The following is a 24712-nucleotide window of genomic DNA, read 5'->3' on the forward strand; positions in this document are numbered from 1 at the left end:
ACTTGCACCAGTTTTAATTGGTGCAAGTTTTTACAACATAAAATTTATTGTGCTTCAGCTTTCTGATTGATTTTAGCTAAGGTCCCTTTCTCATGGTCTATATCAGGTTGACCCTGCCTAGCATAATAAGAAGAAAATCGTGAAACAATATCTTTCACAAATGCTGGCGATATTTGTATTAATGGCTTGTCATATTGACTGCTTAACTCAGCTTCTGAATGAGTTGTGATCATTCTAAAATTGATCACGCCACCATTAAAAAAGACTACTGTCGGTAACCAATGATAGTATCCTGATTTGTTGTTCTTATATATTTTATCGAGCTCATTTTTGTTGCTTTTTGATAGATCCGTAAAATTAAAGCTAGGGAATATATCAGTAATATTTTGTATTTCGACAAGAAGAGCTCTATCGGTATTACATCCACCCCCGTTTCGTTCTGCAAGATCGCAAGCTGGATTCATTACAATAAAATATTTATCTAAACTTTTATTTTTTAAGATGCAACCAGTATTAATTCTGGTAGATGTTGGAGGATAGATATACATTTCTTCTGGATAACACTTATCGACATCATTATCCAAAAGCAACGTCAGATGATTCAGTGCATGTCTAAGAAGCGCCTTTTCTGTTCTTTCTTGGTTGTCGATTCCATATATAGACCAGCTTCCCCTTTGAGGAAGAAGATTGTCAATAAAAATGCGACTAAGGAATTTTTCAATCTCCCCTTTGCCGCCCATTATTTTTGTTAATCCAGTCAAATATATTCCATAAAGCTCTTTTATTATATCGTAATAAGTCTTCTCACCTTTTTTGTATATATTTACAAGTGGGAAGTTGTCTGTTTCAGCAACATCAGGTGTGCCTGTCATAATTACAACAGGAATCCTTTTAAGGCTATCTCTAATCTGCCGGATGACTTGGTTCCCTTCATTCCCCACTTTGGCCAATTTCATATCAATGATAGCGCCATCATAGAATGAATTACTAAGAGCAGTCAGCGCCTCATCAATATCTTTACATGTAGAGATATTTATCTTGCACTCGAAGTCTTCACCAAAATCAGTTGCAGCAGACAGGCAAGAATTTCGATCTTGCTCATCATCCTCTACAAGTAATAAATAAATTTCAGTCATTGTTTTCATTCCCCTTAAGTTGTAGTCTGAAATAAGCGCCACTTGATGATTCCATAGCGTTTAGTCTTAAGTTATTTCGTTCTGCAGCTTCTCCTGCAATTGCTAGTCCGATACCACTTCCAGATGGCTTGGTTGTAAATTGAGGTTCAAATATCACGCCTTCTAAGATATGAGATGGTTCGATACCAGGCCCTGTATCTCTGAAATCAATAGATGAAATATTTCCATTATTTGTTGAAACATCAACACTTATCTTTCTGCTCGACGGCATTTTTTTCAACCAAAATATACTGTTGTCAATTAGATTCGCAAAAACAGCATGAATATCTTGGCTCCATGCGTATAATTCAATATCATCATCGCAATTCACTTCAAATGATATATTGTGATCTTCCATTTCCTGACGAAATATAGAGAATGAACTAAGTAATTCTTTTTTTATGTTTAGTGATTTACGCGAAGCCCGATTACCTGATGCAAGAGGATCTAATCTCTTAAATAAATCGGATAATATTATGGAGTTGGACTCAACCCCTTGAGCTATTACCATTATGTCATCAATGTTTTGGATGGCTCCAGTATCTGAGAATTTTCTTCTCAATCTGGAAATTCGAGGAACTTCATTGCGAAAATAATTTAGAGGACGGCGCCCCTCATGAAGAACCACATTAATTATCTTGCCAAGAGTAGCTTGTCCTTGATAAGTCGCGACCGCTTTACGGATATCTTCCGCTGCATGAGCCTTGTCCTCTTCCTCTTTATCAATGAGAGCAATAACTTCACTTGCAGCATGTTCAGTTATACCATTTCCAATAAGTGACTTTCGAATCTCATCTTTCAAACTGTTAAAGGAGAAAATCTTTTCAAGCGCACTTTCCACCTTTAATGCTGGTTTGCTTAGACCCGCTTTTCGGCGATAGCTGAAACGCCGCTCTTCTAGCTTGCTCAGAACGGATTTTGTTATTGATTTTAATTGTTCATATGCCGGATTTTCTCGAAGACCATCACGAGCACTCTTTTCTATTAAACCTGATTGCTCCTCAGATTGAATAAGAACATAGCCAATAGCTTGATTGCTACCGATACGTAAAGATGGATTTTGTACACGTTGTTCGTTTAATTTTAACCAATCAAAATCAGAGTCACCCAGTGGCCTAATTCTGAACCCATTCCGATAAACGCCAATACCATTTGATTCATTTAAAAGCTGCCTAGCTTGAAGTTTTCCTACATAGTTACCATATTCATCTTTCAGTCCACGACTGATTAATGATTCAATAGCTTCAATCTCTCGATCATAAACACGAATATCAAATATCAATTCACCACATCCAGTTTGCTTCTCCAAATTTATATGCACTGTTTCATCAACAGTGTTTCTGGCTTTTTGAAGTGAATATGTTAACAGACCTTTTCCATCAGCGGTAATTGTTCCTGATATCCTATAATCGAATAAATCAAATATTGGATAAGGTTCAACGACCTCATCAATGTCAGGTGAGTTATCAAACCCAACAATCTTAAGATTTATTTTGAATTCGCTGCTGTTTTTACTGGTCGTGGGGCCGGTGGGTGAAATGAGTTTTTTAAGCTCAAATCTAAGTTTGTCAAATTGATTCTTATTCCATTCTGAAAGATATAGATCATTGCCTGTTATTGTTAGCTTTGTTCCTGTACTTTCATCGGAAATATTGCTTTCAATCAATATTTCGACATCATCTAAATAATCTGCCTTTTCAAAACTATCCCACTCTATAAATACAGTTGTTTTTTCTCTATCTGTAGAAACAGTCTCTAGAAGAAGATCCGAACCAAGAACTGATGCCGCATAGCGTCCAACCCCTTTTCTTCCTTGCATTACTCGTCCTTTAGGACTGATTTTTCGCTCTAATTTGTCCTTTGTTGAAGGAACCATCCATTTGCTAATAACAGTATCTCTGGACATGCCATGGCCATAGTCCGTAATTGTAACGGTGTATCCTGTTTGGTTTCCCTTCGCATTGAAACAGATGTCAACAGATGGGGAGTCGGCATCATAGGCATTTTTTACTAGTTCAACGACGGCTGCGTAGCTATTTTGGATAAGCTCTCTACCGATAGTTAGTAGATGGCGACCAGCGGGCCTTATTTTGTGTGAGTCTAGTTCACTCATTTTTATCCCTCTAATTAATGGTTGAGAACTAATCCGAACATATAATTACCTAGATGGTGTTGTATTATCAAAGTTTCCTGTGGGAAACATCATTAACCCAAAGGACTAATTTGGTACCTATCATACCATTACTTTTACTGCCTCATAGGTGGTGAATTCACAAAATATCGCTTAGTAATGAACTGCAGATACGGTGTTTTAGCCAGTGCAATATCAAGGTGTCCGCGCTGTTTCACAAGCTGTGTGATGACCTGACCCGGCAGGATGACAGCAACTTACAACAGCCTCAGTACCGCGCCATGTACTGCTCGGCGGCGGTCGGCTATCGCCCCATGATTGCGGAAATCACCGACGCCAAGCAAAACCCGATGAAGCTCGCGGAGTGGGCCTGCAATCAGGCCATACTCGCGGCCATGGGCAGTGAAGACGAAGCCCTGCTGGTTCGGCGCGACAAGGCGTGCGCCGCCGTACGCTAAGGCAATTCCCTAGTCAAAATAAGTGGTTAGAACCGCCCCTGTGCACCATGCCACAGTTTCCATTGGGGTGGGCGGCTATGATGGGGTGGCAATCACCACCACAGGGAGAGACCATGATCAGCCATATCGACCATCTGGTATTGACGGTGAGCGACATAGAGCGGGCGGTGGCGTTTTACAGCGGCGCCTTCAAGATGGAGCCCATCACCTTCGGCGAGGGGCGCCGGGCCCTGCGTTTTGGCAACCAGAAGATCAATCTGCAACTGCTGGGGCAGGAGCCGCGCAACCGGGCGCAGGTGGGGTCGGGGGATCTCTGCCTCATCACCCGCTGGCCCCTGGATCAGGTGATGGCCCAGCTCGCGAGTCAGGGGGTCGAGATAGTAGAGGGGCCTGTGATAAAAAGCGGCGCCTGCGGCCCCATCGAGTCGGTCTATTGCCTGGACCCGGATCAGAACCTTATCGAGATCAGCCGCTATCGCTGAGCCCCGCCGCCAGGCGCTTTTCTCCGTGGAAGGGGCCCCGGCCGCAACCACGACAGGTGCGGCACTGGGCAAGCGGTGCGGAATGGTGGGGCCCCAACACAACGGCAGCCAAGGCTGCCGTTGTGCTTGTTGCCGCTGTTGCAGGCGGCGTGACGGGGAGCCTAGCAGACCCCTTGCGCCAGCATGGCGTCGGCCACCTTGACGAAGCCGGCGATGTTGGCGCCACTCTCGTAGTTCACATGACCCGCCTCGTCCTCGCCATAGCGCACGCAGGTGGCGTGGATGCTGGTCATGATCCCCTTGAGGCGGGCATCCACCTCCTCCCGGGTCCAGGAGAGGCGCTGGGCGTTCTGGCTCATCTCGAGGCCCGAGGTAGCGACGCCCCCTGCATTGGCGGCCTTGCCCGGGGCAAACAGCACGCGGGCCTCGTGGAAGACCCGGATGGCGGCGGCACTGCTCGGCATGTTGGCTCCCTCGGCCACGAGCCGCACGCCGTGCTCGACCAGCAGCCTGGCGTCTTCTTCCCCCAGCTCGTTCTGGGTGGCGCAGGGCAGGGCGACGTCTGTCGCCAGATGCCAGGGGGTACGGCCATTGAAAAATTCCAGCCCGAGCTCGTGGGCGTAATCCGCCACCCGCTTGCGCTCTTCGTTCTTGAGTGCCATCAAGCGGGCCAGCTTCTGGGGGGTGAAGCCGTCGGGATCATAGACGGTGCCGCCGGAGTCGGAGGCAGTGATGACGCGGGCGCCGAGGGCCATCGCCTTCTCGATGGCGTACTGGGCCACGTTGCCCGAACCCGATACCGAGACCCGCATGCCGTCGATGGATTCGCCGCGCTGGGCCAGCATGGCCTCCACGAAGTAGAGCAGGCCGTAGCCGGTGGCTTCCGGACGGATGAGGCTGCCGCCAAAGGAGAGCCCCTTGCCGGTGAAGACGCACTCGGCGCTGTTGGTGAGCTTCTTCATCATGCCCGCCATGTAGCTCACCTCGCGCCCACCGACGCCGATGTCGCCAGCCGGTACGTCGGTGTTGGCCCCCAGGTGGCGATGGAGCTCCAGCATCAGCGCCTGACAGAAGCGCATCACCTCGCCCTCGCTCTTGCCCTTGGGATCGAAGTCGCTCCCCCCCTTGCCGCCCCCCATGGGCAGGGTGGTGAGGGCGTTCTTGAAGGTCTGCTCGAAGGCGAGGAACTTCAGCACCGAGAGATCCACCGAGGGGTGGAAGCGCATCCCGCCCTTGAAGGGGCCGATGGCGCTGTTGTGCTGCACCCGGTAGCCGCGGTTCACCTGCACCTGTCCCCGGTCATCCACCCAGCTCACCCGGAACTGCACGAGGCGCTCGGGCTCCACCAGGCGCTCCAGCAGGCCGTGCTGCAGGTAGCGGGGATGACGCGCCACATAGGGCCAGATGGAGGCGATCACCTCGCTCACGGCCTGGATGAACTCGGGCTGGTGGGGGTTGCGACTGGCCACCTGGGCCAGGAAGGCCTCCTGGGAGAGGGGGTGATGCATCTTTGACTCCTGTCGTGAACGATGAAATTGGCGTCCTGCCTGCGAGGGGAGCCTGGCCGTGGCGAGCAGGAAAGAGGGGATCTCGTCCTGCCCGGCGGCTTGTGTCGTCTCCCGTCATCGGCGGGGAAAAGATAATTCGCGATGACTAAAATCTTTTTATGCATTTTTGCTAGATAAATATCAAGGATTGGTTTGTCTCTTTTGGATCTTGTTGGCGGCCTTGTCGCCGGCGGCAGGGGGAGGCGTCGGCGCCGTTGTGGTATAGCGCCATTCGGTACGCGGTTTGGCACAGCGCCGATACCACCTCGCGGGAGGGCCGCGAGGCCACGGCGAAGTGGCGGACAGGGGGCAGGAGGCACACTCCGGCAATGGCAACCGGGCAAGGAGGAGGGCAATGTGCTACTGTAGCGGCGTTTTTTGCCGAACATGCAGGGCACAGGCCCTTTTTTCCATGGAGTTGTATGCAGACGAACCCGACCACACGCCAGCCAGCCATCCCGACAGCCCTTGCGACCCGGGAGGTGCCCCATGCTGGCCGATGAATCCATGCGCCTGAACAAGTACATCAGCGAGAGCGGTATCTGCTCGCGCCGGGAGGCCGATCGTTTCATCGAGCAGGGCAACGTCTTCATCAACGGCAAGCGGGCCGGGGTGGGGGATCAGGTGTTTGCCGGGGATCTGGTCAAGGTGAACGGTCAGGTGATCGAGCCGCGGGAGGCGGACAGCCTGGTCTTCATCGCCCTCAACAAGCCGGTAGGGATCGTCAGTACCACGGAGGCGGGGGAGAAGGACAACATCGTCGACTTCGTCAACCACAGCACCCGCATCTTCCCCATCGGCCGGCTCGACAAGGATTCCCAGGGGCTCATCTTCCTCACCAACCACGGGGATCTGGTGAACAAGATCTTGCGGGCGGGCAACGATCACGAGAAAGAGTACCTGGTGACCGTCGACAAGCCGGTGACGGACGAGTTCGTCAGGGGGATGGCGGCCGGGGTGCCCATCCTCGGCGCCGTCACCAAGAAGTGCAAGGTGAAGAAGGAAGCCCCCTTCGTGTTCCGCATCACGCTAGTGCAGGGGCTGAATCGCCAGATCCGCCGCATGTGCGAACACTTCGGCTTCGAGGTAACCAAGCTCGAGCGCATCCGCATCATGAACGTCAGCCTCAAGGGGCTGCCGGTGGGGGAGTGGCGGGATCTCACCGACGACGAGCTGATCGAGCTGTTCAAGCTCATTGAGGACTCCTCCTCCGAGGTGAAGCCGGCCAAGGGAGCGCAATCCGCCAACACCCAGGGTGGCAAACCCAAGGCGCAGGCGGCCTCAGCCGGCAAGGCTGCACCGGGCAAGAAGCCGCGCCGGAGCGACGATCACGAGATCGGCGGCCGCCCCAATGTGCCTGGCCCGGAAGCATTCGAGAAGAAGATCCCCGCAGGCAAGGGTGCAGCCGGCAAAGGCGGTGCAGCAAAAGGCGGTGCTGGCAAAAGTGCTCCGAGCAAGGGGGGCAAATCCGCCCCGGGCAAGCCGCGCGCCGGCCAGGGTGGGCGGCAGAAGAAGGGGCGCTAAGCGCCTCGCCATTCCCCGCGTCAGCATTGAACACACCGGCCTCTGGCCGGTGTGTTGCTTTTGGGCTTTGTCTCCCGCGAGGGCTTGTGGCCTCGCAGGGGGTCAGGCCACCTCCTGGCTGCGGGCCAGTGGTGCCGTACACTCTGCCTCGCTGTGGGGCAGGCCCATCGCTCTGGGGTAGCGGCGAGGATCGAGGCGCATCACCAGCAGGCTCATCAGCACCAGGCCCCCCAGCTGCCACTGCCAGGCGGCGGCAAAGTCACCGCTTACGTGGTGCAGGCGCGCCGCGACCCAGGGGCCGGTGGCCGCCACCATGAAGCCCACCCCCTGCATCAGGGCGCAGAGGGCGCCTGCCCGGCGCGGATCCGGCAGGTGATCCAGGGCCATCACCATGATGAGGGAGAAGCTGCCCCCAAGCCCTGCCCCGCACAGCAGGCACCAGAGGAGGGGGGCGGCTTGTGGCGCTAGCCACAGGCCGGCAAAGCCGCCCATCTGCATGGCGATGGCGAGCGCCATCCAGGGGCGGCGGTCGAGCCGGCGGGCCGCCAGCAGCGGCAGGCCGAGGCCGCTCGCGGTCTGGGCCAGGGCCAGCCAGGCCACCAGCTCGCCCCCCTGCTGGGCACTCCAGCCCGAGGCCATGTAGGCCGGTGCCAGCCAGGCCACGATGATGCCATAGCCGCTGTTGATGATGCCAAAGCAGGCGATGAGCAGCCAGCTGCGGGGCAGGGTGATGAGGCGCTGCTCCCCGCCGCTGGTGTCAGGTCTTGCCGTGGCGGGCAGGCGCACCCGCCAGGCGAGCCAGGCGAGGGCCAGCAGCACCGGCAGGCTCCAGAGCGCCAGCGCCCGGGACCAGTCGAGGTGTACGGCGAGTCGTGGGGTGAGCACGGCCCCGAGCGCCCCGCCCCCCATCATGCAGGCGGAGAAGATCCCCATCACCAGCGGCACCCTCTGGGCGAAACACTGCTTGATCAGGCCGGGCAGCACCCCCTGCACCAGGGCCGAGCCCAGGCCGCACAGGGCGGCGCTGGCGATGAGCAGGGCGCCGCTCGTCAGATCGACGCGCAGGGCGCTGCCGAGAGTCAGCAGCAGCAGGGCCGCCGCGAGCAGGGGGCGCGGGCCAGTGCGACCAAGGAGCGCCGGGGTGAGCAGCACGCCGACCCCGATAAGCCAGAGCGGCAGCAGGGTGACCCAGGCCAGCGCATCCATGCCGAGGGCCAGACGGGCGTCTATCTGGGGCGCCAGGGGGCCGATGGCGGTGAGAAAGGGGCGCAGGTTGAGGGCGAGCAGCACCACCAGCACCAGCAAGGCGCCGCTGCCAGGAGCGATGAGGCGCTTATTCATGGGGCTGGGGGCCGTAGAGAGCCTCGGCCGGGATGGGGCTCGCCAGCTTGATGAGGGGCAGGGGCGGCGGGGCCAGGGGCAGGCGCAGGGCGGCGTAGGCGGCGGTGCTGTCAAAGCCGAAGGGGGCTGCATCCTCGTTATCGAAGGCGTAGTAGACCGCCTGGATGCCGTTCATCACCAGGGCAGAGAGGCACATGGGGCAGGGATGGCCGCTGGCATAGACGATGGCCCCCGCAAGCGGGCCCTGGCGGCTCCCTTCCCGCAGCGCCTCCAGCTCGGCGTGGCGGGTGGGGTCGCCGGCTTCCAGCATGCGGTTGACGGCGCTCGCCACCAGCTGGTTGTCCCGCACCAGCAGGGCGGCGAAGGGGCGGCCTCCCTGCTGGCGGTGAGTCAGGGCCAGGTGCAGGGCCTGTTCCAGCCACTCCTGATGGCTGGGGCCCGAGAGGGCGCTGAGGGAGTTGACGAGGCGGGCTCCGGACTGGGTCGAGGGGGACATGGGGTCATCCTGGCAAAATGGAGGGATGGCCGCAGCCTAGAGGGTCGCCATGCCATTTGGAAATTAAATGATAAAATGACTTTCAGTGATTTTATAAATGGAGTGACCCGTGGAGAGGCCCATGCTGGATCCCCAGCTGCTGCAAAGCTTTGTCGCCATCGTCGAGACCGGCAGCTTCACCCGCGCCGGTGAGCGCGTCCATCTGACCCAGTCCACCCTCAGCCAGCAGATGCGCCGCCTGGAGGAGCAGCTCGGCTGCACCCTGCTCGATCGCTCCGGCCGCCGGGTGGTGACCACGGCCCAGGGGGAGACCCTGCTCGGGCTGGCGCGCCAGATCCTGGGCCTGTTGGTTCGGGCGAGCGAGCGGGTGAGGGAGGCGAGCCTGCCCCTGCGCCTCGGGGTGCCGGAGGACTTTGCCGCCGGCGCCATGACCCCGGTGCTGGCCGCCTTCGCCCGCCAGCATCCCGAGGTCAGGCTGGAGGTACAAAGCGGTCTGAGCCACGGCCTGTGGCAGGCCTTCGAGGCCGGGGGGCTGGATCTGGCCCTGATCAAGCAGGGGCGTGGCCAGGGGGAGCCCCTCGCCCGCTGGCGCGAGCCGCTCGCCTGGGTCGACAGCCGCGACTGGCCCGCCGCCGGGCGCAGGCCGCTGCCCCTGGCCGTGTTTCCGAACGAGGGGCTATATCGGCGCCAGATCACCGACGCCCTGGATGGGGAGGGGATCCCCTGGCGCATCGCCTATGTGAGTGCCAGCCTCGCCAGTTTGCAGGGGGCGGTGAGTGCGGGCATCGGCGTCAGCCTGCTGCCAGCCCGCCTGGTGCAACCGGATCAGGTGGTGCTGGAGGACTGGCCGACGGTGGCGGCGGTGGAGCTGGCCCTGCATCAGGGGCCGGGGGCGAGCGAGCCGCTCGCCCGGCTGGGGGAGGCCCTGATCGCCCTGTGCGACGAGGTCATGGGGGAGGGGGCCGCCCTCAGGCCCCGTTGATGCAGCGCTGATGCTCGGGCTGGGTCGTCAGGTCAGGATCTGCCTGGGGACGATGGCGAGCCAGATCTCCACCTCGCCGCTGCCCGTGGTGGGGTCGAACCCGGCGCCGTAGCGCTCGAAGTCCGGCTTGTTGGCGGACTCCCAGCTGGACCGGGCCAGCCAGTCGAGGGCGGCCTGCCAGGTCCGGGGCAGGGTGGAGACATGACCCTGATGGAGGAAGACCGCGTAGTGCTGGGGCGTGATGCGCATCCGGCCGAGCCCGGTGGGCAGCACCTCCAGGGCGCTCACCTCCACCGCGCACATGTATTCGCATGCCGTTGCACTGGCGCCGCAGATGACGCCGTAGGCGTATTCTCCGAGCTGGCCGGGCAGGGGGCCGAAGGCATCGAACTCACGCCACTGGCCGCCGAAGTCGGCGCGCTGGAATGCGTGGTGACGGCGCAGACCGCCAAGCAGCATGGCGCTGCCGGTCTCGAAACGGATGGGGTCTGACATGGCGCCTCCTGGCAGGTGAAAGGATCAGAGCTCCCGGCCTTCCCTCAGCTTGCGCTCATAGTCCTGGCGGACGATGGCGAGCGCCGCGAGGGCGAGCTCGGGGGCGATTTTGTTGGTCTCCAGCAGCTCGATCAGATCGACGGCGAGCTGCACCTCGGCGGGGGCGGTTTCCAGTGACATCGTGTTCTCCCATGGGATGGCAAAGACGCCATTATACCCTCGATGACCCGGGACACACGCCCCGCCCGTCACAGGTGCTGGCGCATCTCCTTGTCGAGCTCCTCGCGCAGGGCCATCAGCTTTTTGGCGTAGAGCTGCAACTGCCGATCGCTCTCGCTCACCGGCTGCCACTGGGGCACAGGGGTGGGCTTGCCGTGCTCGTCCATGGCCACGAAGATGATGATGCAGTGGGTGGTCTTGCGGCGCTCGGGGTCGGTGGGGTGGCGGCTGTAGACGTCCACCGCCAGGTGCATGCTGGTGGTGCCGGTGTGGATCACCTGGGCGTGCACCTCCACCAGCTGGCCTATCTGGATGGGGCGCAGGAAGCGGATGCCCCCCACGTAGACGGTGACGGCATAGCCGCTGCACCAGCCGGCAGCGCAGGCATAGCCCGCCTGATCGATCCACTTCATCACCATGCCGCCGTGCACCTTGCCGCCGAAATTCACGTCGGCGGGCTCGGCCAGAAACTGCAGGGTCAGCTCGCGGGGTGGGGTCATGTGTTCTCCTCTGTGGGTTGTCCAGGCATCACTGCCGGTAACTCTTGCGGTAGGCCTCGGCCTGCTGGCAGGGGGGCAGGTTCGAAAAGTCGGGGCGCTTGTTGCCCTCCCGCTGGCCAAAGCTGGCGAATTCCTGCTGGCAGCGGGTCACCTTGCCCCCCTCCTTGATGCAGGCGTCGATGCGCTGCTGCCTGCCCTGCACGATCAGCTGCTGCTGGGCGTTGAGGCAGGCGCGATCCAGTCCGGCCTGGTGGGTTTCCCTGTCCTGTTCGGCGGCGAGCAGGCCGCCCGACAGGCCGCAGGCGAGTAGCAGTATGACAATCTTCATGATGGTTTGTCTCCCGTTGGGGGGCGTCCCGCGATGACCAGGGCTATTCCCCCCAGGATGCCCAGCGATGACAGTGACAGCCGCCAGGACCAGGACTCATTCAGCAAGAGGAGGCCGGCCATGGCGGCGAGCAGTGGCACCAGCAGTTGTACGCTGGCGGCCAGGGTACGCCCCAGCTGGGGCAATACCCGATACCAGAGCGCATAGCCAAGGCCTGAGGCCAGCGCCCCCGAGGCCAGGGCGTAGCCGATGGCGGTCGGGCTGGCCTCGAGCCGGCCCAGCAGCAGGTAGATCAGGGCTGCAGGCAGGCTGGCCCGCAGGAAGTGGCCGGCGTTGGCGGCGAGGGCGTCGGCAAAGCGCGGTGCGCGCAGGGTATAGCAGGCCCAGGCGATGCCGGCGGCGATCATCAGGACGGCCCCCAGGGGGTCGGGGGCCGTGATGCCGGGCAGCAGCAGCAGGATCAACCCGGCGGCGGCGATGAGCATGCCTGTCCACTGGAGAGGAGGCAGTCGCTCCCCGCGCAGCAGGGGCGGGGCCAGCATGCTGAGCTGGACGGCGGCGAACAACAGCAGAGCTCCCGTGCCTGCGGTCAGGGTCAGGTAGGCAAAGGAGAAGGCTGCGCCATAGGTGACGAGGGCCAGGGCGCCGCCCCAGTCCCCTTGGCGGGGCGGTTGGGGGCGGCGGGCCGAGCAGAGCAGGATCAGCACCAGGGCGCCGCTGGTCAGGCGCAGCAGGGTGAACAGCGCCGGATCCATCTGCTCTTCAAACAGCGCCAGGCGGCAGAGCACCGAGTTGGCGGCGAAGGCCACCAGCGTCAGCAGGGTCAGGAAGAGCAGGCGTGGCAGTGGCATTTATTCACCTTGAGTTCAGTGGCCGCGCACCAGCATGAGGCAACATGCAACGAGGAGGGCCTATGAAACAAATACTTGATCAACTGCTGAGTAGCGGCAAGGGCTGGCTCAACGACGGTGGCGACACGCGCAAGGCCCAGATGAAGGGCATGGCCCAGGGCGGGCTGGCGGCCGGGGCCATGGCGCTGCTGCTTGGCAACAAGAAGATGCGCAAGTATGGCACCAAGGTAGCGGCGGTGGGCGGGGCGGCCGCCCTCGGCGGGCTCGCCTACAAACTCTATCAGGACTGGCAGGCCCAGCAGTCCACCCCGGCGCAGCCGACCCAGCCCCTCGGCACCCTGGAGGGCAACGCCCTGGATGCCCGCGCCAACCTGCTGGTGCGTGCCATGGTGGCGGCGGCCCGGGCCGACGGTCACATCGATGCCGCCGAGCGCCAGAAAATCCAGCAGTACCTGACCAAACAGGGTCAGGGGGACGCGGCCCGCTGGATTGACGGCGAGCTGTCCCGCCCGCTGGATCCCCAGGCACTGGCGCGGGAAGTGACCGACATGGAGCTGGCGACCGAGGTCTACCTCGCCTCCCTGCTCGCCATCGAGGTGGACCACTTCATGGAGCGCGGCTATCTGGACGAGCTGGCACGGGCCCTCAAGCTCGATGACAACCTCAAAGGCAGCATAGAGCGCCAGGTGGCCCAGCTGGAGGGGCCGGGTTGATCCCGGGTTAATCCATGGAATGTCGACAAGGCCCCGCTATGGGGTCTTGTCGTCTTCGGCCGCCCGCTGTCATGGGGCGCTCCTTCTCCCCGGGCAGGGGAGACTCTATGATGTTCACTTCAGACCAAAGGTGGCAGATGAGGCTGTCTCATCCCCCGGGCGCACAGGCAAGGAGCATTCGTTGGAAATACGCAAGGCAAGCGAGCTGGACATAGACGCCATCCTCGAGTTGAACCGGCAGATAGGGGAGATCCACTACGCGCAGGCGCCGCAGGTGTTCTGCGCGCCATCTCCCGAGGAGAGGGCCTTCCTGCTGGCCGCCATCACCGCCGAAGGACGCCTGTTTTGCGTTGCCGAGCAGGATGGGGCCGTGGCGGGCTTTCTGACCGCACGCATCGACATCAACGAGACCATTCCGTTTCTCAGCAAAGAGCCCATCTGCCGCATCGGCACTGTGGTGGTCGATGAGGGGCACCGCTCCCGGGGGATAGGCCGTGCGCTGATCGCCCATTGCGACCATTGGGCCAAGGCCCGAGGGGCGAGCCAGATCCGGCTGGAGGTGATGGCATTCAACGCGCGGGCCAGGGAGCTCTACGAATCCCTGGGGTTCACGCGCCAGTCCGAGATCTACGCCAGATAACCGCGCGTCAGCCAGATAACTCCGCAAGACGACAAGGCCCCGCTATGGGGCCTTGTCGTTTCTTGAGGGAATGGCGTCCAGCTGCTGCCGGATAAGCTCCGCCAGCCGGGTGAGGGCCGCCTCCAGCGGCTCGCTCCAGGGATGGGAGCTGTTGAGGCGCAGGCAGTGGTTATGCAGCCCCTGGCTGGAGAAGAGGGCCCCCGGCGCCAGTGAAAAACCGCTTGCCAGCGCCCGGGCGTGCAGGGCGCGGCTGTCGAGGCCGGGGTCAAACTCGAGCCAGAGAAAATAGCCGCCATCGGGGGAGGAGATGCTCACTTCCCCCGGCAGCAGGCGCAGCAGGGCCGCCCGCATCTGCTGCTGGCGCTGGGCCAGGGTGTGGCGCAGCCGGCGAAAATGGGCGTCCACTCCACCCTGGCGCAGCATGTCGGCCAGTGCGAGCTGGCTTGGCACATTGGTGGAGAGGGTCGACATCAGCTGCAACCGCTGGATGCGCTCGGCATGGGGCCCTGCCACCACCCAGCCGACCCGAAAGCCCGGCGCCAGGCACTTTGAAAAGGAGCTGCACAGCAGACTGTCCCCCCTCGTATCCCAGTACTTGATGGGCCTGGGCCGCTCGCGCCCGACATAGAGCTCGGCATAGACGTCGTCCTCCACCAGCGCCACCTCGCGCCGGTTGAGCAGCGCCATCAGCCCCTGCTTGTGCTCATCCGGCATGGTATGGCCGAGGGGATGCTGGACATTGCCCATCAGCCAGCACGCCTTGACGGGGCGCTCGGCGAGGGCCTCTTCCAGCAGGGCGAGATCGATGCCCACCCCCGGGATCACCGGGATCTCCACCGCGTTCAGCTTGAGCCGCTCGATGGCCTGCAGGGCACCGTAGAAGGTGGGGGATTCCACCACCACCCAGTCACCGGGCTCGGTCAGCACCTGCAGGCTGAGGGAGAGCGCCTCCATGGCACCTGTGGTGATGATGATCTCCCCGGGATCCACCGCCAGCCCCTCACCGGCGTAGCGCTGGGCGATGGCGCGGCGCAGCGCCTCGTTGCCGGGGGGCAGATCTGCCACCGTGCTGAAGGGGTCGAGCCGGCGCATGCTGCTGGCCAGCGCCCGGCCGAGCTGGGGGTGAGGGAACAGGGTGGGATCGGCCACCGCCATGCCGAGCGGCACCAGTTCCCGGGACTTGCTCGCCTGCAATACCTCGAACACCAGGTCGTTGATGTCCACCGAACCGCTGTAACTGGCCTGCAGGGGAGTGCTGATGCGCTGGGGGGAGGCGGCGGCCTTGACGTAGTAGCCGGACTGGGGCCGGGCCAGGATGAGGCCGCGGCTTTCGAGCAGCTGATAGGCCTGCAGCACCGTCATGGGGCTGAGGCCGTGGGTCTTGCAGCTCTGGCGGATGGAGGGGATGCGCTCCCCCGGTTGCCAGAGGCCGCTCTCTATCTGTTGTTGAAGCTGATCTGCCAGCTGGCCGTAGCGGGACATGGTGCGCTCAAACTGTTATAGGTATTTTTCAATATAACTGCATCTGTTATAGGTGTCATGGCACGTGATGTACTTAACGGGCGAAAACCTGTCCGTTAAATGCAACATAGAGAGTCATGCATGATAAGCCTGGATGATGTGGTCAGCCTCTCCCGAATGCAGTTCGGGGCGACGGCGATGTTCCACTTTCTGTTTGTGCCCCTCACCCTGGGGCTGTCCTGGATCCTGGTGATCGCCGAGTCGGCCTACGTGATGACCGGCAAGGTGATCTACAAGGACATCACCCGCTTCTGGGGCAAGCTGTTTGGCATCAACTTCGTGATGGGGGTGACCACCGGCATCACCCTGGAGTTCCAGTTCGGGACCAACTGGGCCTATTACTCCCACTACGTCGGCGACATCTTCGGCACGCCGCTGGCGGTGGAGGGGCTGATGGCCTTCTTCCTCGAGTCCACCCTGGTGGGTCTGTTCTTCTTCGGCTGGGACAAGCTCTCCCGGGGTCAGCACCTGCTGGTGACCATGCTGGTGGCGCTCGGCTCCAACCTCTCCGCCCTCTGGATCCTCATCGCCAACGGCTGGATGCAGAACCCGGTCGGCGCCGAGTTCAACCCCATGACCATGCGCATGGAGCTGGTGGACGTGGCCGCGGTGATCTTCAACCCGGTGGCCCAGGTCAAGTTCGTCCACACGGTGGCGGCGGGTTATGTGGCGGCCTCTCTGTTCGTGATGGGGGTGAGCAGCTGGTATCTGCTGCGCCGCATGGAGGTGCGCTTCGCCCTGCGATCCTTTGCCATCGCCTCGGGCTTCGGTCTGGCGGCCATTCTTTCGGTCATCGTGCTCGGTGACGAGTCGGGCTACCGCACCGGCGAGGTGCAGCAGGTGAAACTGGCCGCCATCGAGGCGGAATGGCACACCGAGCCGGCGCCCGCCTCCTTCACCCTGTTAGGCTTCCCGGATCAGGCCGCCGAGACCACCCATGCGGCCATCAAGATCCCTTATCTGATGGGCCTCATCGCCACCCGCTCCCTCGACGAGCAGGTGACGGGCTTAAAAGATCTGAAAGCGCTGCACGAGAAACGCATCCGCAGCGGCATGTTGGCCCACGAGGCGCTTGAAGCGATGCGGGCCGATGGCAGCAACCAGGCGGCGCGGGCCACCTTCGAGCGTCATCGCGCCGATCTGGGCTACGGTCTCTTGCTCACCCCCTATGCCAAGGAGATCGGCAAGGCGGACGAGACGGCCATCGCCCGGGCGGTCGATGACTCCATCCCCCAGGTGGCGCCGCTCTTCTGGAGCTTTCGCCTGATGGTGGGCATCGGCGTGGTGCTGCTGGCGCTCTTTGCCGCCGCCTTCCTGCAGCTGTGTCGGGGCAAGCTGGTGCAATCCCCGCGCCTGCTCAAGGCCTTGTTCTGGTCTATTCCGCTGCCCTGGATAGCCATCGAGGCGGGCTGGTTTGTGGCCGAGTTCGGTCGTCAGCCCTGGACCATCAGCGACGTGCTGCCGGTGTCGGCCTCGGTGTCGTTGCTGCAACCGGGCCAGCTCTGGTTCAGCCTCATCGCCATCTTCCTCATCTACACCAGCCTGCTGGTGGTGGAGCTGTTCTTGTTGCGCCATGTGATCCGCAAAGGGCCTGCCAGCCTGCAGACGGGTCGCTATCAAGGTGAAGTGTTGCAAAACGGGAGTCCTGCCTGATGGATTATGAAACCCTGAAATTGATCTGGTGGGGGCTGGTGCTCTTCATGCTCGTCGGCTTCGTGGTGATGGACGGCTTCGATCTCGGCGTGGCCATGCTGCTGCCAGTGGTGGCCAGGAACGACGAGGAGCGGCGGGTGCTGCTCAACAGCGTGGGGCCGGTGTGGGAGGGCAACCAGGTGTGGCTCATCGCCGGGGCCGGCGCCCTGTTCGCCGCCTGGCCCCTGGTCTATGCCGCCGCCTTCTCGGCGCTCTACGTCCCCTTCATGTTCCTGTTGTTCGGTCTCTTCCTGCGCCCGGTGGGCTTTGACTATCGCAGCAAGCTGGCGGACCCGGTCTGGCGCCGCTGGTGGGACCGCGCCCTGGTGGTGGGGGCCCTGCTGCCGACCCTGGTGTTTGGCGCCACCCTGGGCTTGTTGCTGCAGGGGCTGCCGTTTCGCTTCGATGCGGCCCTTCGCATCCACTATGGCGCCTTTGCGTTCCACTGGCCGCTGCTGTTGACCGCCATGGGGACGGCGCTGGCGCTGCTCTTGCTGCACGGTGCCAGCTTCCTGCAGTGCAAGACCCAAGGGGAGATCGCCCGGCGCAGTGCCCGTCACAGCCTCTGGCTCGGCCCCCTGGCGACCTTTCTTTTTGCCCTTGGTGGCGTCTGGCTTGGGGAGATGGCGGGGTATCGCATCACGGCCATCGGCGATCTCAACGGGGCCCTCACCCCGCTGATGAAAGAGGTGGTGGTGCTGCCTGCTGGCTGGCTTGGCAACTTCGCCGCCCACCCTGTGCTCTGGGCCGTGCCGGCCTCGGGTCTCTTGCTGCCCCTGGTGTGCGCCCTGGCAAGCGCCTCTGGCAGGCCGCGCCTGGCGATCACCGCGAGCGGCGGAGCCTGCGCCGCCATGATGCTGACCGTGGCCATCGCGCTCTTCCCCTTCGTGCTGCCCTCGTCCCTGGATCCGGCGAGCAGCCTGACCCTGTGGGACGGCACCTCGAGCGAGCGCACCCTCTTCATCATGCTGGGGATCGTCGCCGTGCTGATGCCGGTCAACATCGGCTATACCCTCTGGGTCTACCGGGTGGTGCGCGGCAAGGTGAGCACCGAGCAGGTGCGCCAGCACGGCCATAGCCTCTACTGACACGAACTTGGGAGCCTTCGATATGTGGTATTTCACCTGGATGCTGGGACTGGGCTTCGCCCTGCTGTGCGGCCTGGTCAACCTGCTCTGGCTGGAGGCCCGCTGGGCCGCCGATGAGGATCTCAAGGAGTCTTGAGCCCCGCCGCTGGATATGACAAAGGCCGACACCCAGTGTCGGCCTTTTTGTTGCGTTCTTTCCTAGATCGCAGGGGCTAGGCGGGTGGCCTGGCGTTCGCTCAGATGGGTCAGACCATAAGCCAAGAGCACGATGAGGGCGCCAATCCAGGGGGTGTGCATCAGGCCGAGGTGTTCCACCACCAGGCCGCCGACCACGGAGCCCAGGGCAATGCCGACGTTGAAGGCGGCGATGTTGAGGCCGGAGGCCACGTCTACCGCGTTCGGGGCATGGTGCTCCGCCTGTTTCACCACCAGCACCTGCAGACCGGGCACGTTGCCAAAGGCGAAGGCACCCCACACCAGCACGGTGAGTACCGCCAGCACCGGATGGGGCGCGGTGAAGGTGAGCACCAGCAGCACCATGGCGAGGCCGGCGAACAGCAGCTTCAGCGCGGGCAATGGGCCCATCTTGTCGGCCAGCTTGCCGCCCCAGATATTGCCGACGGCGACCGACACTCCGTACACCAGCAGAATGAGGCTCACGGCACCGGCACTGAAGCCACTCACCTGCTGCAGGATGGGGGCGAGGAAGGTAAAGGCCGTGAAGGCGCCGCCGTAACCGAGCGCCGTCTTGGCGTAGACCAGCAGCAGCGGCTTCTTGGTGAGCACGGAGAGCTGCTCGCGGAGGGTAGAGGCGGCCCCCTGGGGCAGGTTATTTGGGATCAGCAGCAGGCTGCCCACCATGGCGACGACCCCGAGCAGGCTCACCACCAGGAAGGTGTCGCGCCAGCCGAACTCCTGGCCAATCCAGGTACCGAGCGGCACGCCGGTCACCAGGGCCACGGTGAGGCCGCTGAACATGATGGCGATGGCGCTGGCCGCCTTCTCTTTGGCCACGAGACCCGTGGCGATGGTGCTGCCCACCGAGAAGAAGACCCCGTGGGCCAGCCCGGTGAGGATGCGGGCGACGATCAGGCTCTCGTAACCGGGGGCCTGCCAGGCGAGCAGGTTGCCGGCGGTGAAGAGCGCCATCAGCCCCACCAGCAGCCACTTGCGCGGCACCTTGCCGGTGAGTGCCGTGAGCACGGGGGCGCCGATGGCCACCCCCAGGGCATAGAGGCTGACCAGGAGGCCCGCCGAGGGGAGCGAGACATTGAGCTGCTCCGCGATGGTGGGGATGAGCCCCACGATCACGAATTCGGTGGTGCCGATAGCAAAGGCACTTAAGGTAAGGGCAAATAACGCCAGTGGCATAACAACTCCTTGGATGGTGACTCCCGGCGGGAGAATGGCGCCAGTATGCCGAGACAGTTTGTTGGCAAAAATGACGGCGATATCAAATGACTTTTGCCAAATCAGCATCAATCGCAACGGAGGGATAGGACGAATGATGCATGGCGCCAAATAAAAAAGCGGGAGGCCCAGTGCCTCCCGCTTGTCGTTATGTGTGGTGTTGCGTGTTCGCCCCGGATCAGTCCCAAGCCGGTGCAAAGTCCGGGTTGGCGCAGCGCTCGCCTCTGTCCAGGGTGGCGATGGCCGCCATCTCCTCGGAGCTGAGTTGTACCTTGAGGGCGGCCAGGTTGGCGGCCAGGTTCTCCCGCTTGGTGGAGCTCGGGATCACCGTCATGCCCTGGGCCAGCAGCCAGGCGAGCGACACCTGGGCCGCAGAGACGCCGTGGCGCTTGCCGATCTCCATCAGCAGCGGTTCGCTCAGCACCTTGCCATAGGCGAGCGGCATATAGGCGGTGATGGCGATGCCATGGGCCTGGCAGAACTCCACCACCTTGCGGTTTTGCAGCAGGGGGTGGATCTCCACCTGCTGGTGGGCGATGGCGCCCGGCCCCAGGATCTCGATGGCCTGTTCAAGCTGGGCCACGGTGAAGTTGGAAACTCCGATCTCCCGGGTCAGGCCCCGGGCCTTGGCCTCGGCCAGCTGCGCCAGATAGACCGCCATCGGCACCTCATCCTGGGGGGAGGGCCAGTGAATGAGCGCCAGATCCAGGTAGTCGGTGCCGAGTTTTTCGAGGCTCACCTCCAGGCTCGGGATCACCTTGCCCGGGCCGAACTCGCTGGTCCACACCTTGGTGGTCAGGTAGATATCCTGGCGGGGCACGCCGCTTTCGCTCATGAGCTGGCCCACTTCAGCCTCGTTGTCATAGATCTGGGCGGTGTCGATATGGCGATAGCCAAGTTCAAGGCCCTGGAGCAGGGAGTCGCGCAGGGGCTGATCTTTCAGGCGGAAGGTTCCAAGACCCAGGTTGGGCATCTTCATCATTCAATTCCTCAGGTTATTGTTTTTACGCTCAATCTTGTGCCGACCCGCCCCTAGGCGGACAGGGGGTGGGCCGCAGGGATATCAGACTCGCCGGTAGCGGCTCACGACCCGGTTGGCAAACCAGGGGGCGGCGAGGCTGGCGAAGGCGATAAAGTGGGGCTGCTGCTGGTGGGCGTCGAGGGCGGCCTCGCTCTCCCACTCCTCGTGCAGCATCCAGCCATGGGGGCTCTCCAGGCTCTGGTGCAGCTGGTAGCGAAGGCACCCCGGCTCTTGCAGGGTAGCGGCAATCAAGGGGTTCAAGGCAGCGCGAAACCGGTCGGCAAATTCGGGTTTGGCGTCAAGCCGGGCAATCACTGTGATGGGGGATGGCATCTGGACCTCCTTGCAATGTCGAAGGCCAGTATGCCCGCCCTAGACTGGGGGATACAGGGCAGCAGTTGCAAAACACTATTGGGATAAGCGCAGCAATCAGGGGGGCGACGCCAGCCAATGCAGGAAGGTGGCACGCTAAGTGAAGGTGACTTTAAGCCGGGGACAGCCGGGCTGCCCTCGTCATCAGATCTGGGCCGGCTCCGACCAGACGGCAAACTCGTTGCCGCTGGGCTCGACAAAGTGGAAACGGCGGCCACCGGGGAAGTCGAACAGGGGGCGGACTATGGTGCCGCCTGCATTGGTCACCTTGGCCTGGGTTGCCTCGATATCGGCGCTGTAAAACACCAGGAGAGCGCCGCCTTGCGCGCTCTGGTTGCACAGTTCGGCGCGATAGAAGCCGCCATCCAGCCCTTCTCCCTCGAAAGCGCAATAATCGGGGCCGTAGTCGGCGAACTGCCAGCCAAAGGCGGCGGTGAAGAAGGCCTGGGTGGCGGCGAGATCCCTGGCCGCAAACTCCACATAGTTCAGTTTTTCATGGGCTTTCATAAGGTACCGCTCCCTGCTGATAAGTGAGGCCGGGTGTCATCTATCTGGGCTGCCAGCGCTTTTGCGTGCGGATCGTGGAGTGGGGCAAGGCGTCCCAGGGGGTCAGCTTGAGCTGCTTGCGCCGAAACCAGAGCCAGGTCGCCATCAGCAGACCGACCCCTATGCCAAACAGCAGGCTCTGGCTCAGGGCAAACCCCAGGCTCACCTCATGCTGCCAACCGAAGAACCACATCAACACCCCCCAGATAGCGCCGATGGGCAGACCCAGAGCAAGGATGTTGACCAGAAAGCGCTCGTAGTGGGGCGGCCTGACGGTGAGTCCCGCCTGGCGCAGCAGCCAGATGATCGGCGGGTTGTAGTTGAGTTCCTGCACGCCCTTGTCGGCCAGCTCTCTATGGGCGGCGGCCAGCCTGTATTCGAATGTCATATGATCGTCCCTGTCATGGTGCGGCGCCATACGGTGCCATCAGGCAGCATTGTACAGACATGGGAGAAGATAAAACAGGCGGAGTGTCACGATACGAAGTGACGCCTGCCTTGCCAACTCCCGGCCATTGCGCCTATAAAGGCCCATCACTCTTGCCAGGATGACAGCAATGAAGACCCATTCCGATGAACTGACCCTGTTCGTGGCCGTGGTGGAGGCGGGCAGCTTTCGCCAGGCGGCGGAGAACCTCGGCATGGACAACTCGGTGGTGAGCCGGGGCATCAAGCGCCTCGAAGAAAAGCTCGCCACCGTGCTGCTCAATCGCACCACCCGCCGGGTCAGCCTGACGGAGGAGGGGAGCTGGTTCTATCAGCGGGCGGTGAAGATCCTGACCGAGATGAGCGAGGCGGAGGGGCTGCTGCTGATGCGTCGGGAGCAGCCGGAGGGCGTGCTGCGGGTCGATGCCGCCACCCCCTTCATCCTGCACCGGCTGGTGCCCATCATCGGGGAGTTTCGCCGCCGTTATCCGGGGATCGAGCTGCAACTGCACAGCTCGGAGGGCTTTATCAATCTGATGGAGCGGCGGGTGGACATGGCCATTCGCATCGGCGAGCTGACCGACTCTTCCCTGCGGGCCCTGCCGCTCGGGCGATCCAAGCTGCGGCTGCTGGCATCCCCGGCCTATCTGGAGGCGCGCGGCACCCCGCGCCAGCCGGCGGATCTGCTGACGGGCCACGAGCTGCTCGGTTTTTTGCACCCCGATCACCTGAACCACTGGCCGCTGCTGAGCACGGAGCAGGGGGACAGGTTCGCCATCACCCCGACCCTGCGGGCCAGCAGCGGCGAGACCCTGCGTCAGCTGGCGCTGTCGGGGCAGGGGATCGTCTGCCTGTCGGACTTCATGACGGGGGAGGACAGGGCGAGCGGCGCTCTGGTGGAGGTGCTGGCTCGCAGCAACAGCGGTGCCTCGCGCCCCATCAATGCGGTCTTCTATTCCGATGCCCAGCGGGACATCCGGCTGCGGGTCTGGCTCGACTTCCTGAAAGAGCAGCTCGGCGCTGAGGCGTTATAGAGGACATGCCGACAGTTCCAACCCCCTCCCGGCCTCCCCCTCCACGAGGGGGAGGGGTCATTTTCTCCCACCCCTTGGCAAGGGGAGGGAGCCTAGGGGGCTTGCGAGCGCCAATAAAAAGAGGCCGACATCGCTGTCGGCCTCTTCTGTTTTCATTTCAAGGATATCGGTGACCCGATCACTCCTCTTCTGCCCAGCGGCGTGAACGCTCGACCGCCTTCTTCCAGCCGTTGTAGCGCTTGGCGCGATCGTCGCGGTCCATCTGGGGGATGAATTCGCGGTCCACGCTGAACTTGTCTTCCAGCTCTTCCGAGCTCTTCCAGAAGCCGACGGCGAGGCCGGCCAGGAAGGCGGCGCCCATGGCGGTGGTCTCGATCCGGGTCGGACGCACCACAGGGGTGTGCATCATGTCGGCCTGGAACTGCATCAGGAAGTCGTTGGCCACGGCGCCGCCATCCACCTTCAGGGCCGCCAGCTTGATGCCGGAGTCCTGCTGCATCGCATCCAGCACGTCGCGGCTCTGGTAAGCGATGGATTCGAGCGCCGCACGGATGATGTGGTTGCGGTTGGCGCCCCGGGTCAGGCCGACCATGGTGCCGCGAGCATACGGATCCCAGTAGGGGGCGCCCAGGCCCACGAAGGCCGGCACCAGGTAGACGCCGTTGGTGTCGCCCACCTTGGAGGCGAAGTAGTCGGTGTCGCGGGCATCGTGGATGATCTTGAGCTCGTCACGCAGCCACTGGATGGTGGCGCCGCCCATAAACACGGCCCCTTCCAGGGCGTAGTTCACTTCCCCTTTCGGGCCGATGGCGACCGTGGTCAGCAGGCCGTTGCTGGAGCGAACCGGCTCGGTGCCGGTGTTCATCAGCATGAAGCAGCCGGTGCCGTAGGTGTTCTTGGCCATGCCTTTCTCGAAGCAGAGCTGGCCGAACAGGGCGGACTGCTGGTCACCGGCGATGCCGGCGATGGGGATGCGGGAGCCGCCGCCACGGGTGGTGTAGCCATAGACCTCGGAGGAGGGTTTGACTTGTGGCAGCATGGACATGGGGATACCCAGCTCGTCCAGCATGCGCTCATCCCACTTCAGGTCGCGGATGTTGTAGAGCATGGTGCGGGAGGCGTTGGTCGGGTCGGTGACGTGCACCTCGCCGTTGGTCATCTTCCACACCAGCCAGGTGTCGATAGTGCCGAACAGCAGCTCGCCGTTCATCGCCTTCTCGCGGGCCCCTTCCACGTTGTCCAGGATCCACTTCACCTTGGTGCCGGAGAAGTAGGCGTCCAGCACCAGGCCGGTGTTTTCACGCACGTACTCTTCCAGGCCGCGGGCCTTGAGCTCCTCGCAGATGGCGGCGGTGCGACGGCACTGCCAGACGATGGCGTTGTAGATGGGCTTGCCGGTGGCCTTCTCCCAGACAACGGTGGTTTCACGCTGGTTGGTGATGCCGATGGCGGCGATCTGCTCGCTGTGCAGGCCGCTCTTGGCCAGCACTTCGGTGAAGACGGAGGACTGGGTCGCCCAGATCTCCATGGGGTCGTGCTCAACCCAGCCCGCCTTCGGGTAGTGCTGGGTGAATTCGCGCTGGGAGGTCGCGACTATGTTGGCATCCTGATCGAAGACGATGGCACGGGAGGAGGTGGTACCTTGATCCAGCGCGACGACATATTTTTTATCAGCAGACATGATGTTCTCCACGTTCTTGTTTTCCACGTTGGGGGGACC

The 24712-nt window shown here is 61.6% G+C and carries 26 protein-coding genes and 1 pseudogene; 10 read left to right on the forward strand and 17 right to left on the reverse strand.

The genetic code is table 11. From position 1 onward, the window contains the following. Positions 1 to 44: 44 nt before the first annotated feature. Both J9885_RS05110 and J9885_RS05115 read right to left on the reverse strand, forming a co-directional pair. The gene (locus J9885_RS05110) at positions 45 to 1136 is read right to left on the reverse strand and encodes a hypothetical protein (RefSeq protein ID WP_210548302.1); all 1092 of its coding nucleotides are present in this window, start codon (positions 1134 to 1136) and stop codon (positions 45 to 47) included. After that, positions 1129 to 3288 (reverse strand): sensor histidine kinase, encoded by a 2160-nt coding sequence (locus J9885_RS05115; RefSeq protein WP_210548303.1) that lies wholly within the window; start codon positions 3286 to 3288, stop codon positions 1129 to 1131. Before J9885_RS05115 ends, J9885_RS05110 begins: the two co-directional genes overlap by 8 nt. A gap of 188 nt (positions 3289 to 3476) precedes the next feature. Here J9885_RS05115 and J9885_RS05120 point away from each other — a divergent pair. After that, positions 3477 to 3764: pseudogene (locus tag J9885_RS05120) on the forward strand (hypothetical protein); the annotation flags it as partial. A gap of 113 nt (positions 3765 to 3877) precedes the next feature. Further along, positions 3878 to 4246 (forward strand): VOC family protein, encoded by a 369-nt coding sequence (locus tag J9885_RS05125; RefSeq protein ID WP_210548304.1) that lies wholly within the window; start codon positions 3878 to 3880, stop codon positions 4244 to 4246. Between the two features lie 161 nt (positions 4247 to 4407). On the opposite strand, the gene gdhA is transcribed toward J9885_RS05125, so the two are convergent. After that, the gene (gene gdhA / locus J9885_RS05130) at positions 4408 to 5754 is read right to left on the reverse strand and encodes an NADP-specific glutamate dehydrogenase (protein ID WP_210548306.1); all 1347 of its coding nucleotides are present in this window, start codon (positions 5752 to 5754) and stop codon (positions 4408 to 4410) included. A gap of 528 nt (positions 5755 to 6282) precedes the next feature. Here gdhA and rluF point away from each other — a divergent pair. After that, a complete protein-coding gene (gene rluF, locus J9885_RS05135) occupies positions 6283 to 7317 on the forward strand; it encodes a 23S rRNA pseudouridine(2604) synthase RluF (protein ID WP_210548308.1) in 1035 nt (344 codons plus the stop codon). A 102-nt stretch (positions 7318 to 7419) separates the two neighbouring features. Here rluF and J9885_RS05140 read toward each other — a convergent pair whose 3' ends face one another. Then, positions 7420 to 8658 (reverse strand): cyanate transporter, encoded by a 1239-nt coding sequence (locus J9885_RS05140; protein ID WP_210548311.1) that lies wholly within the window; start codon positions 8656 to 8658, stop codon positions 7420 to 7422. Beyond that, entirely contained in the window at positions 8651 to 9154 is a 504-nt protein-coding gene (locus tag J9885_RS05145; protein WP_210548313.1) for a nucleoside deaminase, read from the reverse strand. The genes J9885_RS05140 and J9885_RS05145 overlap by 8 nt, the downstream gene beginning before the upstream one ends. A gap of 121 nt (positions 9155 to 9275) precedes the next feature. On the opposite strand from J9885_RS05145, the gene J9885_RS05150 reads away from it, so the two are divergent. Then, complete coding sequence (locus J9885_RS05150) at positions 9276 to 10136, forward strand: LysR family transcriptional regulator (protein ID WP_210548315.1); 861 nt, start codon at positions 9276 to 9278, stop codon at positions 10134 to 10136. Between the two features lie 27 nt (positions 10137 to 10163). Here J9885_RS05150 and J9885_RS05155 read toward each other — a convergent pair whose 3' ends face one another. From J9885_RS05155 to J9885_RS05175, 5 genes are all read right to left on the reverse strand, one after another. After that, positions 10164 to 10631 carry a GyrI-like domain-containing protein gene (locus tag J9885_RS05155; protein ID WP_210548317.1) on the reverse strand — a complete coding sequence of 156 codons (468 nt, stop codon included), beginning with the start codon at positions 10629 to 10631 and terminating at the stop codon, positions 10164 to 10166. Between the two features lie 24 nt (positions 10632 to 10655). Then, positions 10656 to 10811 (reverse strand): pleiotropic regulatory protein RsmS, encoded by a 156-nt coding sequence (gene rsmS / locus J9885_RS05160; protein WP_081843784.1) that lies wholly within the window; start codon positions 10809 to 10811, stop codon positions 10656 to 10658. Between the two features lie 68 nt (positions 10812 to 10879). Continuing rightward, entirely contained in the window at positions 10880 to 11350 is a 471-nt protein-coding gene (locus J9885_RS05165) for an acyl-CoA thioesterase (protein WP_043761657.1), read from the reverse strand. Between the two features lie 28 nt (positions 11351 to 11378). Next, positions 11379 to 11678 (reverse strand): hypothetical protein, encoded by a 300-nt coding sequence (locus J9885_RS05170; RefSeq protein WP_210548318.1) that lies wholly within the window; start codon positions 11676 to 11678, stop codon positions 11379 to 11381. Further along, positions 11675 to 12529, reverse strand: coding sequence for a DMT family transporter (locus tag J9885_RS05175; RefSeq protein ID WP_210548319.1), 855 nt, complete (start codon positions 12527 to 12529; stop codon positions 11675 to 11677). The genes J9885_RS05170 and J9885_RS05175 overlap by 4 nt, the downstream gene beginning before the upstream one ends. A 62-nt stretch (positions 12530 to 12591) precedes the next feature. Here J9885_RS05175 and J9885_RS05180 point away from each other — a divergent pair, with 62 nt between their 5' ends. Then, the gene (locus J9885_RS05180) at positions 12592 to 13242 is read left to right on the forward strand and encodes a tellurite resistance TerB family protein (protein ID WP_210548320.1); all 651 of its coding nucleotides are present in this window, start codon (positions 12592 to 12594) and stop codon (positions 13240 to 13242) included. A 181-nt stretch (positions 13243 to 13423) separates the two neighbouring features. Beyond that, entirely contained in the window at positions 13424 to 13882 is a 459-nt protein-coding gene (locus J9885_RS05185; protein ID WP_210548321.1) for a GNAT family N-acetyltransferase, read from the forward strand. Between the two features lie 42 nt (positions 13883 to 13924). Here the strand turns inward: J9885_RS05185 and J9885_RS05190 are convergent, their stop codons facing one another. Beyond that, on the reverse strand, positions 13925 to 15364 hold the full coding sequence (locus J9885_RS05190; RefSeq protein ID WP_210548322.1) for a PLP-dependent aminotransferase family protein: 1440 nt from the start codon (positions 15362 to 15364) through the stop codon (positions 13925 to 13927). Between the two features lie 120 nt (positions 15365 to 15484). Between J9885_RS05190 and J9885_RS05195 the strand changes: the two genes are divergently transcribed. Genes J9885_RS05195 through J9885_RS05205 form a run of 3 tightly spaced genes read left to right on the forward strand, consistent with a single transcriptional unit; the run spans position 15485 to position 18319 of the window. Continuing rightward, entirely contained in the window at positions 15485 to 17056 is a 1572-nt protein-coding gene (locus J9885_RS05195) for a cytochrome ubiquinol oxidase subunit I (protein WP_210548323.1), read from the forward strand. After that, positions 17056 to 18183, forward strand: a complete 1128-nt coding sequence (gene cydB, locus J9885_RS05200; RefSeq protein WP_210548324.1) for a cytochrome d ubiquinol oxidase subunit II — start codon at positions 17056 to 17058, stop codon at positions 18181 to 18183. The genes J9885_RS05195 and cydB overlap by 1 nt, the downstream gene beginning before the upstream one ends. A 22-nt stretch (positions 18184 to 18205) precedes the next feature. Then, positions 18206 to 18319 (forward strand): CydX/CbdX family cytochrome bd oxidase small subunit, encoded by a 114-nt coding sequence (locus tag J9885_RS05205; RefSeq protein WP_043761643.1) that lies wholly within the window; start codon positions 18206 to 18208, stop codon positions 18317 to 18319. Positions 18320 to 18381: 62 nt separating this feature from the next. On the opposite strand, the gene J9885_RS05210 is transcribed toward J9885_RS05205, so the two are convergent. The 5 genes from J9885_RS05210 to J9885_RS05230 form a co-directional block, all read right to left on the reverse strand. Beyond that, entirely contained in the window at positions 18382 to 19554 is a 1173-nt protein-coding gene (locus J9885_RS05210; protein WP_210548325.1) for an MFS transporter, read from the reverse strand. A gap of 217 nt (positions 19555 to 19771) precedes the next feature. Continuing rightward, positions 19772 to 20575, reverse strand: coding sequence for a 2,5-didehydrogluconate reductase DkgB (dkgB, locus tag J9885_RS05215; RefSeq protein WP_210548326.1), 804 nt, complete (start codon positions 20573 to 20575; stop codon positions 19772 to 19774). An 81-nt stretch (positions 20576 to 20656) separates the two neighbouring features. Then, entirely contained in the window at positions 20657 to 20947 is a 291-nt protein-coding gene (locus tag J9885_RS05220) for a putative quinol monooxygenase (RefSeq protein WP_043761636.1), read from the reverse strand. Between the two features lie 183 nt (positions 20948 to 21130). After that, on the reverse strand, positions 21131 to 21493 hold the full coding sequence (locus J9885_RS05225; protein WP_210548327.1) for a VOC family protein: 363 nt from the start codon (positions 21491 to 21493) through the stop codon (positions 21131 to 21133). A 40-nt stretch (positions 21494 to 21533) separates the two neighbouring features. Then, positions 21534 to 21920 carry a DUF6404 family protein gene (locus tag J9885_RS05230; protein ID WP_210548328.1) on the reverse strand — a complete coding sequence of 129 codons (387 nt, stop codon included), beginning with the start codon at positions 21918 to 21920 and terminating at the stop codon, positions 21534 to 21536. A gap of 169 nt (positions 21921 to 22089) precedes the next feature. On the opposite strand from J9885_RS05230, the gene J9885_RS05235 reads away from it, so the two are divergent. Continuing rightward, complete coding sequence (locus tag J9885_RS05235) at positions 22090 to 22992, forward strand: LysR family transcriptional regulator (RefSeq protein ID WP_210548329.1); 903 nt, start codon at positions 22090 to 22092, stop codon at positions 22990 to 22992. 178 nt (positions 22993 to 23170) lie between these two features. Here J9885_RS05235 and glpK read toward each other — a convergent pair whose 3' ends face one another. Further along, positions 23171 to 24673, reverse strand: coding sequence for a glycerol kinase GlpK (glpK, locus tag J9885_RS05240; protein WP_043761721.1), 1503 nt, complete (start codon positions 24671 to 24673; stop codon positions 23171 to 23173). Between the last annotated feature and the right edge of the window lie 39 nt (positions 24674 to 24712).

The sequence above is a fragment of the Aeromonas sp. SrichE-2G genome, assembly GCF_017939565.1.
GTDB classification, from domain to species: Bacteria; Pseudomonadota; Gammaproteobacteria; order Enterobacterales; family Aeromonadaceae; genus Aeromonas; species Aeromonas taiwanensis.

Bases quoted from the DNA above. Each gene is read 5' to 3' on its own strand.
- J9885_RS05165 (WP_043761657.1), bottom strand. From the start codon at position 11,350: ATGACCCCACCCCGCGAGCTGACCCTGCAGTTTCTGGCCGAGCCCGCC.
- J9885_RS05190 (WP_210548322.1), bottom strand. From the start codon at position 15,364: ATGTCCCGCTACGGCCAGCTGGCAGATCAGCTTCAACAACAGATAGAG.
- J9885_RS05155 (WP_210548317.1), bottom strand. From the start codon at position 10,631: ATGTCAGACCCCATCCGTTTCGAGACCGGCAGCGCCATGCTGCTTGGC.
- J9885_RS05210 (WP_210548325.1), bottom strand. From the start codon at position 19,554: ATGCCACTGGCGTTATTTGCCCTTACCTTAAGTGCCTTTGCTATCGGC.
- J9885_RS05150 (WP_210548315.1), top strand. From the start codon at position 9,276: ATGCTGGATCCCCAGCTGCTGCAAAGCTTTGTCGCCATCGTCGAGACC.
- rluF (WP_210548308.1), top strand. From the start codon at position 6,283: ATGCTGGCCGATGAATCCATGCGCCTGAACAAGTACATCAGCGAGAGC.
- J9885_RS05140 (WP_210548311.1), bottom strand. From the start codon at position 8,658: ATGAATAAGCGCCTCATCGCTCCTGGCAGCGGCGCCTTGCTGGTGCTG.
- J9885_RS05125 (WP_210548304.1), top strand. From the start codon at position 3,878: ATGATCAGCCATATCGACCATCTGGTATTGACGGTGAGCGACATAGAG.
- gdhA (WP_210548306.1), bottom strand. From the start codon at position 5,754: ATGCATCACCCCCTCTCCCAGGAGGCCTTCCTGGCCCAGGTGGCCAGT.
- J9885_RS05235 (WP_210548329.1), top strand. From the start codon at position 22,090: ATGAAGACCCATTCCGATGAACTGACCCTGTTCGTGGCCGTGGTGGAG.
- J9885_RS05175 (WP_210548319.1), bottom strand. From the start codon at position 12,529: ATGCCACTGCCACGCCTGCTCTTCCTGACCCTGCTGACGCTGGTGGCC.
- J9885_RS05115 (WP_210548303.1), bottom strand. From the start codon at position 3,288: ATGAGTGAACTAGACTCACACAAAATAAGGCCCGCTGGTCGCCATCTA.
- J9885_RS05230 (WP_210548328.1), bottom strand. From the start codon at position 21,920: ATGACATTCGAATACAGGCTGGCCGCCGCCCATAGAGAGCTGGCCGAC.
- J9885_RS05145 (WP_210548313.1), bottom strand. From the start codon at position 9,154: ATGTCCCCCTCGACCCAGTCCGGAGCCCGCCTCGTCAACTCCCTCAGC.
- glpK (WP_043761721.1), bottom strand. From the start codon at position 24,673: ATGTCTGCTGATAAAAAATATGTCGTCGCGCTGGATCAAGGTACCACC.
- J9885_RS05170 (WP_210548318.1), bottom strand. From the start codon at position 11,678: ATGAAGATTGTCATACTGCTACTCGCCTGCGGCCTGTCGGGCGGCCTG.
- J9885_RS05220 (WP_043761636.1), bottom strand. From the start codon at position 20,947: ATGCCATCCCCCATCACAGTGATTGCCCGGCTTGACGCCAAACCCGAA.
- J9885_RS05205 (WP_043761643.1), top strand. From the start codon at position 18,206: ATGTGGTATTTCACCTGGATGCTGGGACTGGGCTTCGCCCTGCTGTGC.
- J9885_RS05195 (WP_210548323.1), top strand. From the start codon at position 15,485: ATGATAAGCCTGGATGATGTGGTCAGCCTCTCCCGAATGCAGTTCGGG.
- J9885_RS05180 (WP_210548320.1), top strand. From the start codon at position 12,592: ATGAAACAAATACTTGATCAACTGCTGAGTAGCGGCAAGGGCTGGCTC.
- dkgB (WP_210548326.1), bottom strand. From the start codon at position 20,575: ATGATGAAGATGCCCAACCTGGGTCTTGGAACCTTCCGCCTGAAAGAT.
- J9885_RS05225 (WP_210548327.1), bottom strand. From the start codon at position 21,493: ATGAAAGCCCATGAAAAACTGAACTATGTGGAGTTTGCGGCCAGGGAT.
- cydB (WP_210548324.1), top strand. From the start codon at position 17,056: ATGGATTATGAAACCCTGAAATTGATCTGGTGGGGGCTGGTGCTCTTC.
- J9885_RS05110 (WP_210548302.1), bottom strand. From the start codon at position 1,136: ATGACTGAAATTTATTTATTACTTGTAGAGGATGATGAGCAAGATCGA.
- rsmS (WP_081843784.1), bottom strand. From the start codon at position 10,811: ATGTCACTGGAAACCGCCCCCGCCGAGGTGCAGCTCGCCGTCGATCTG.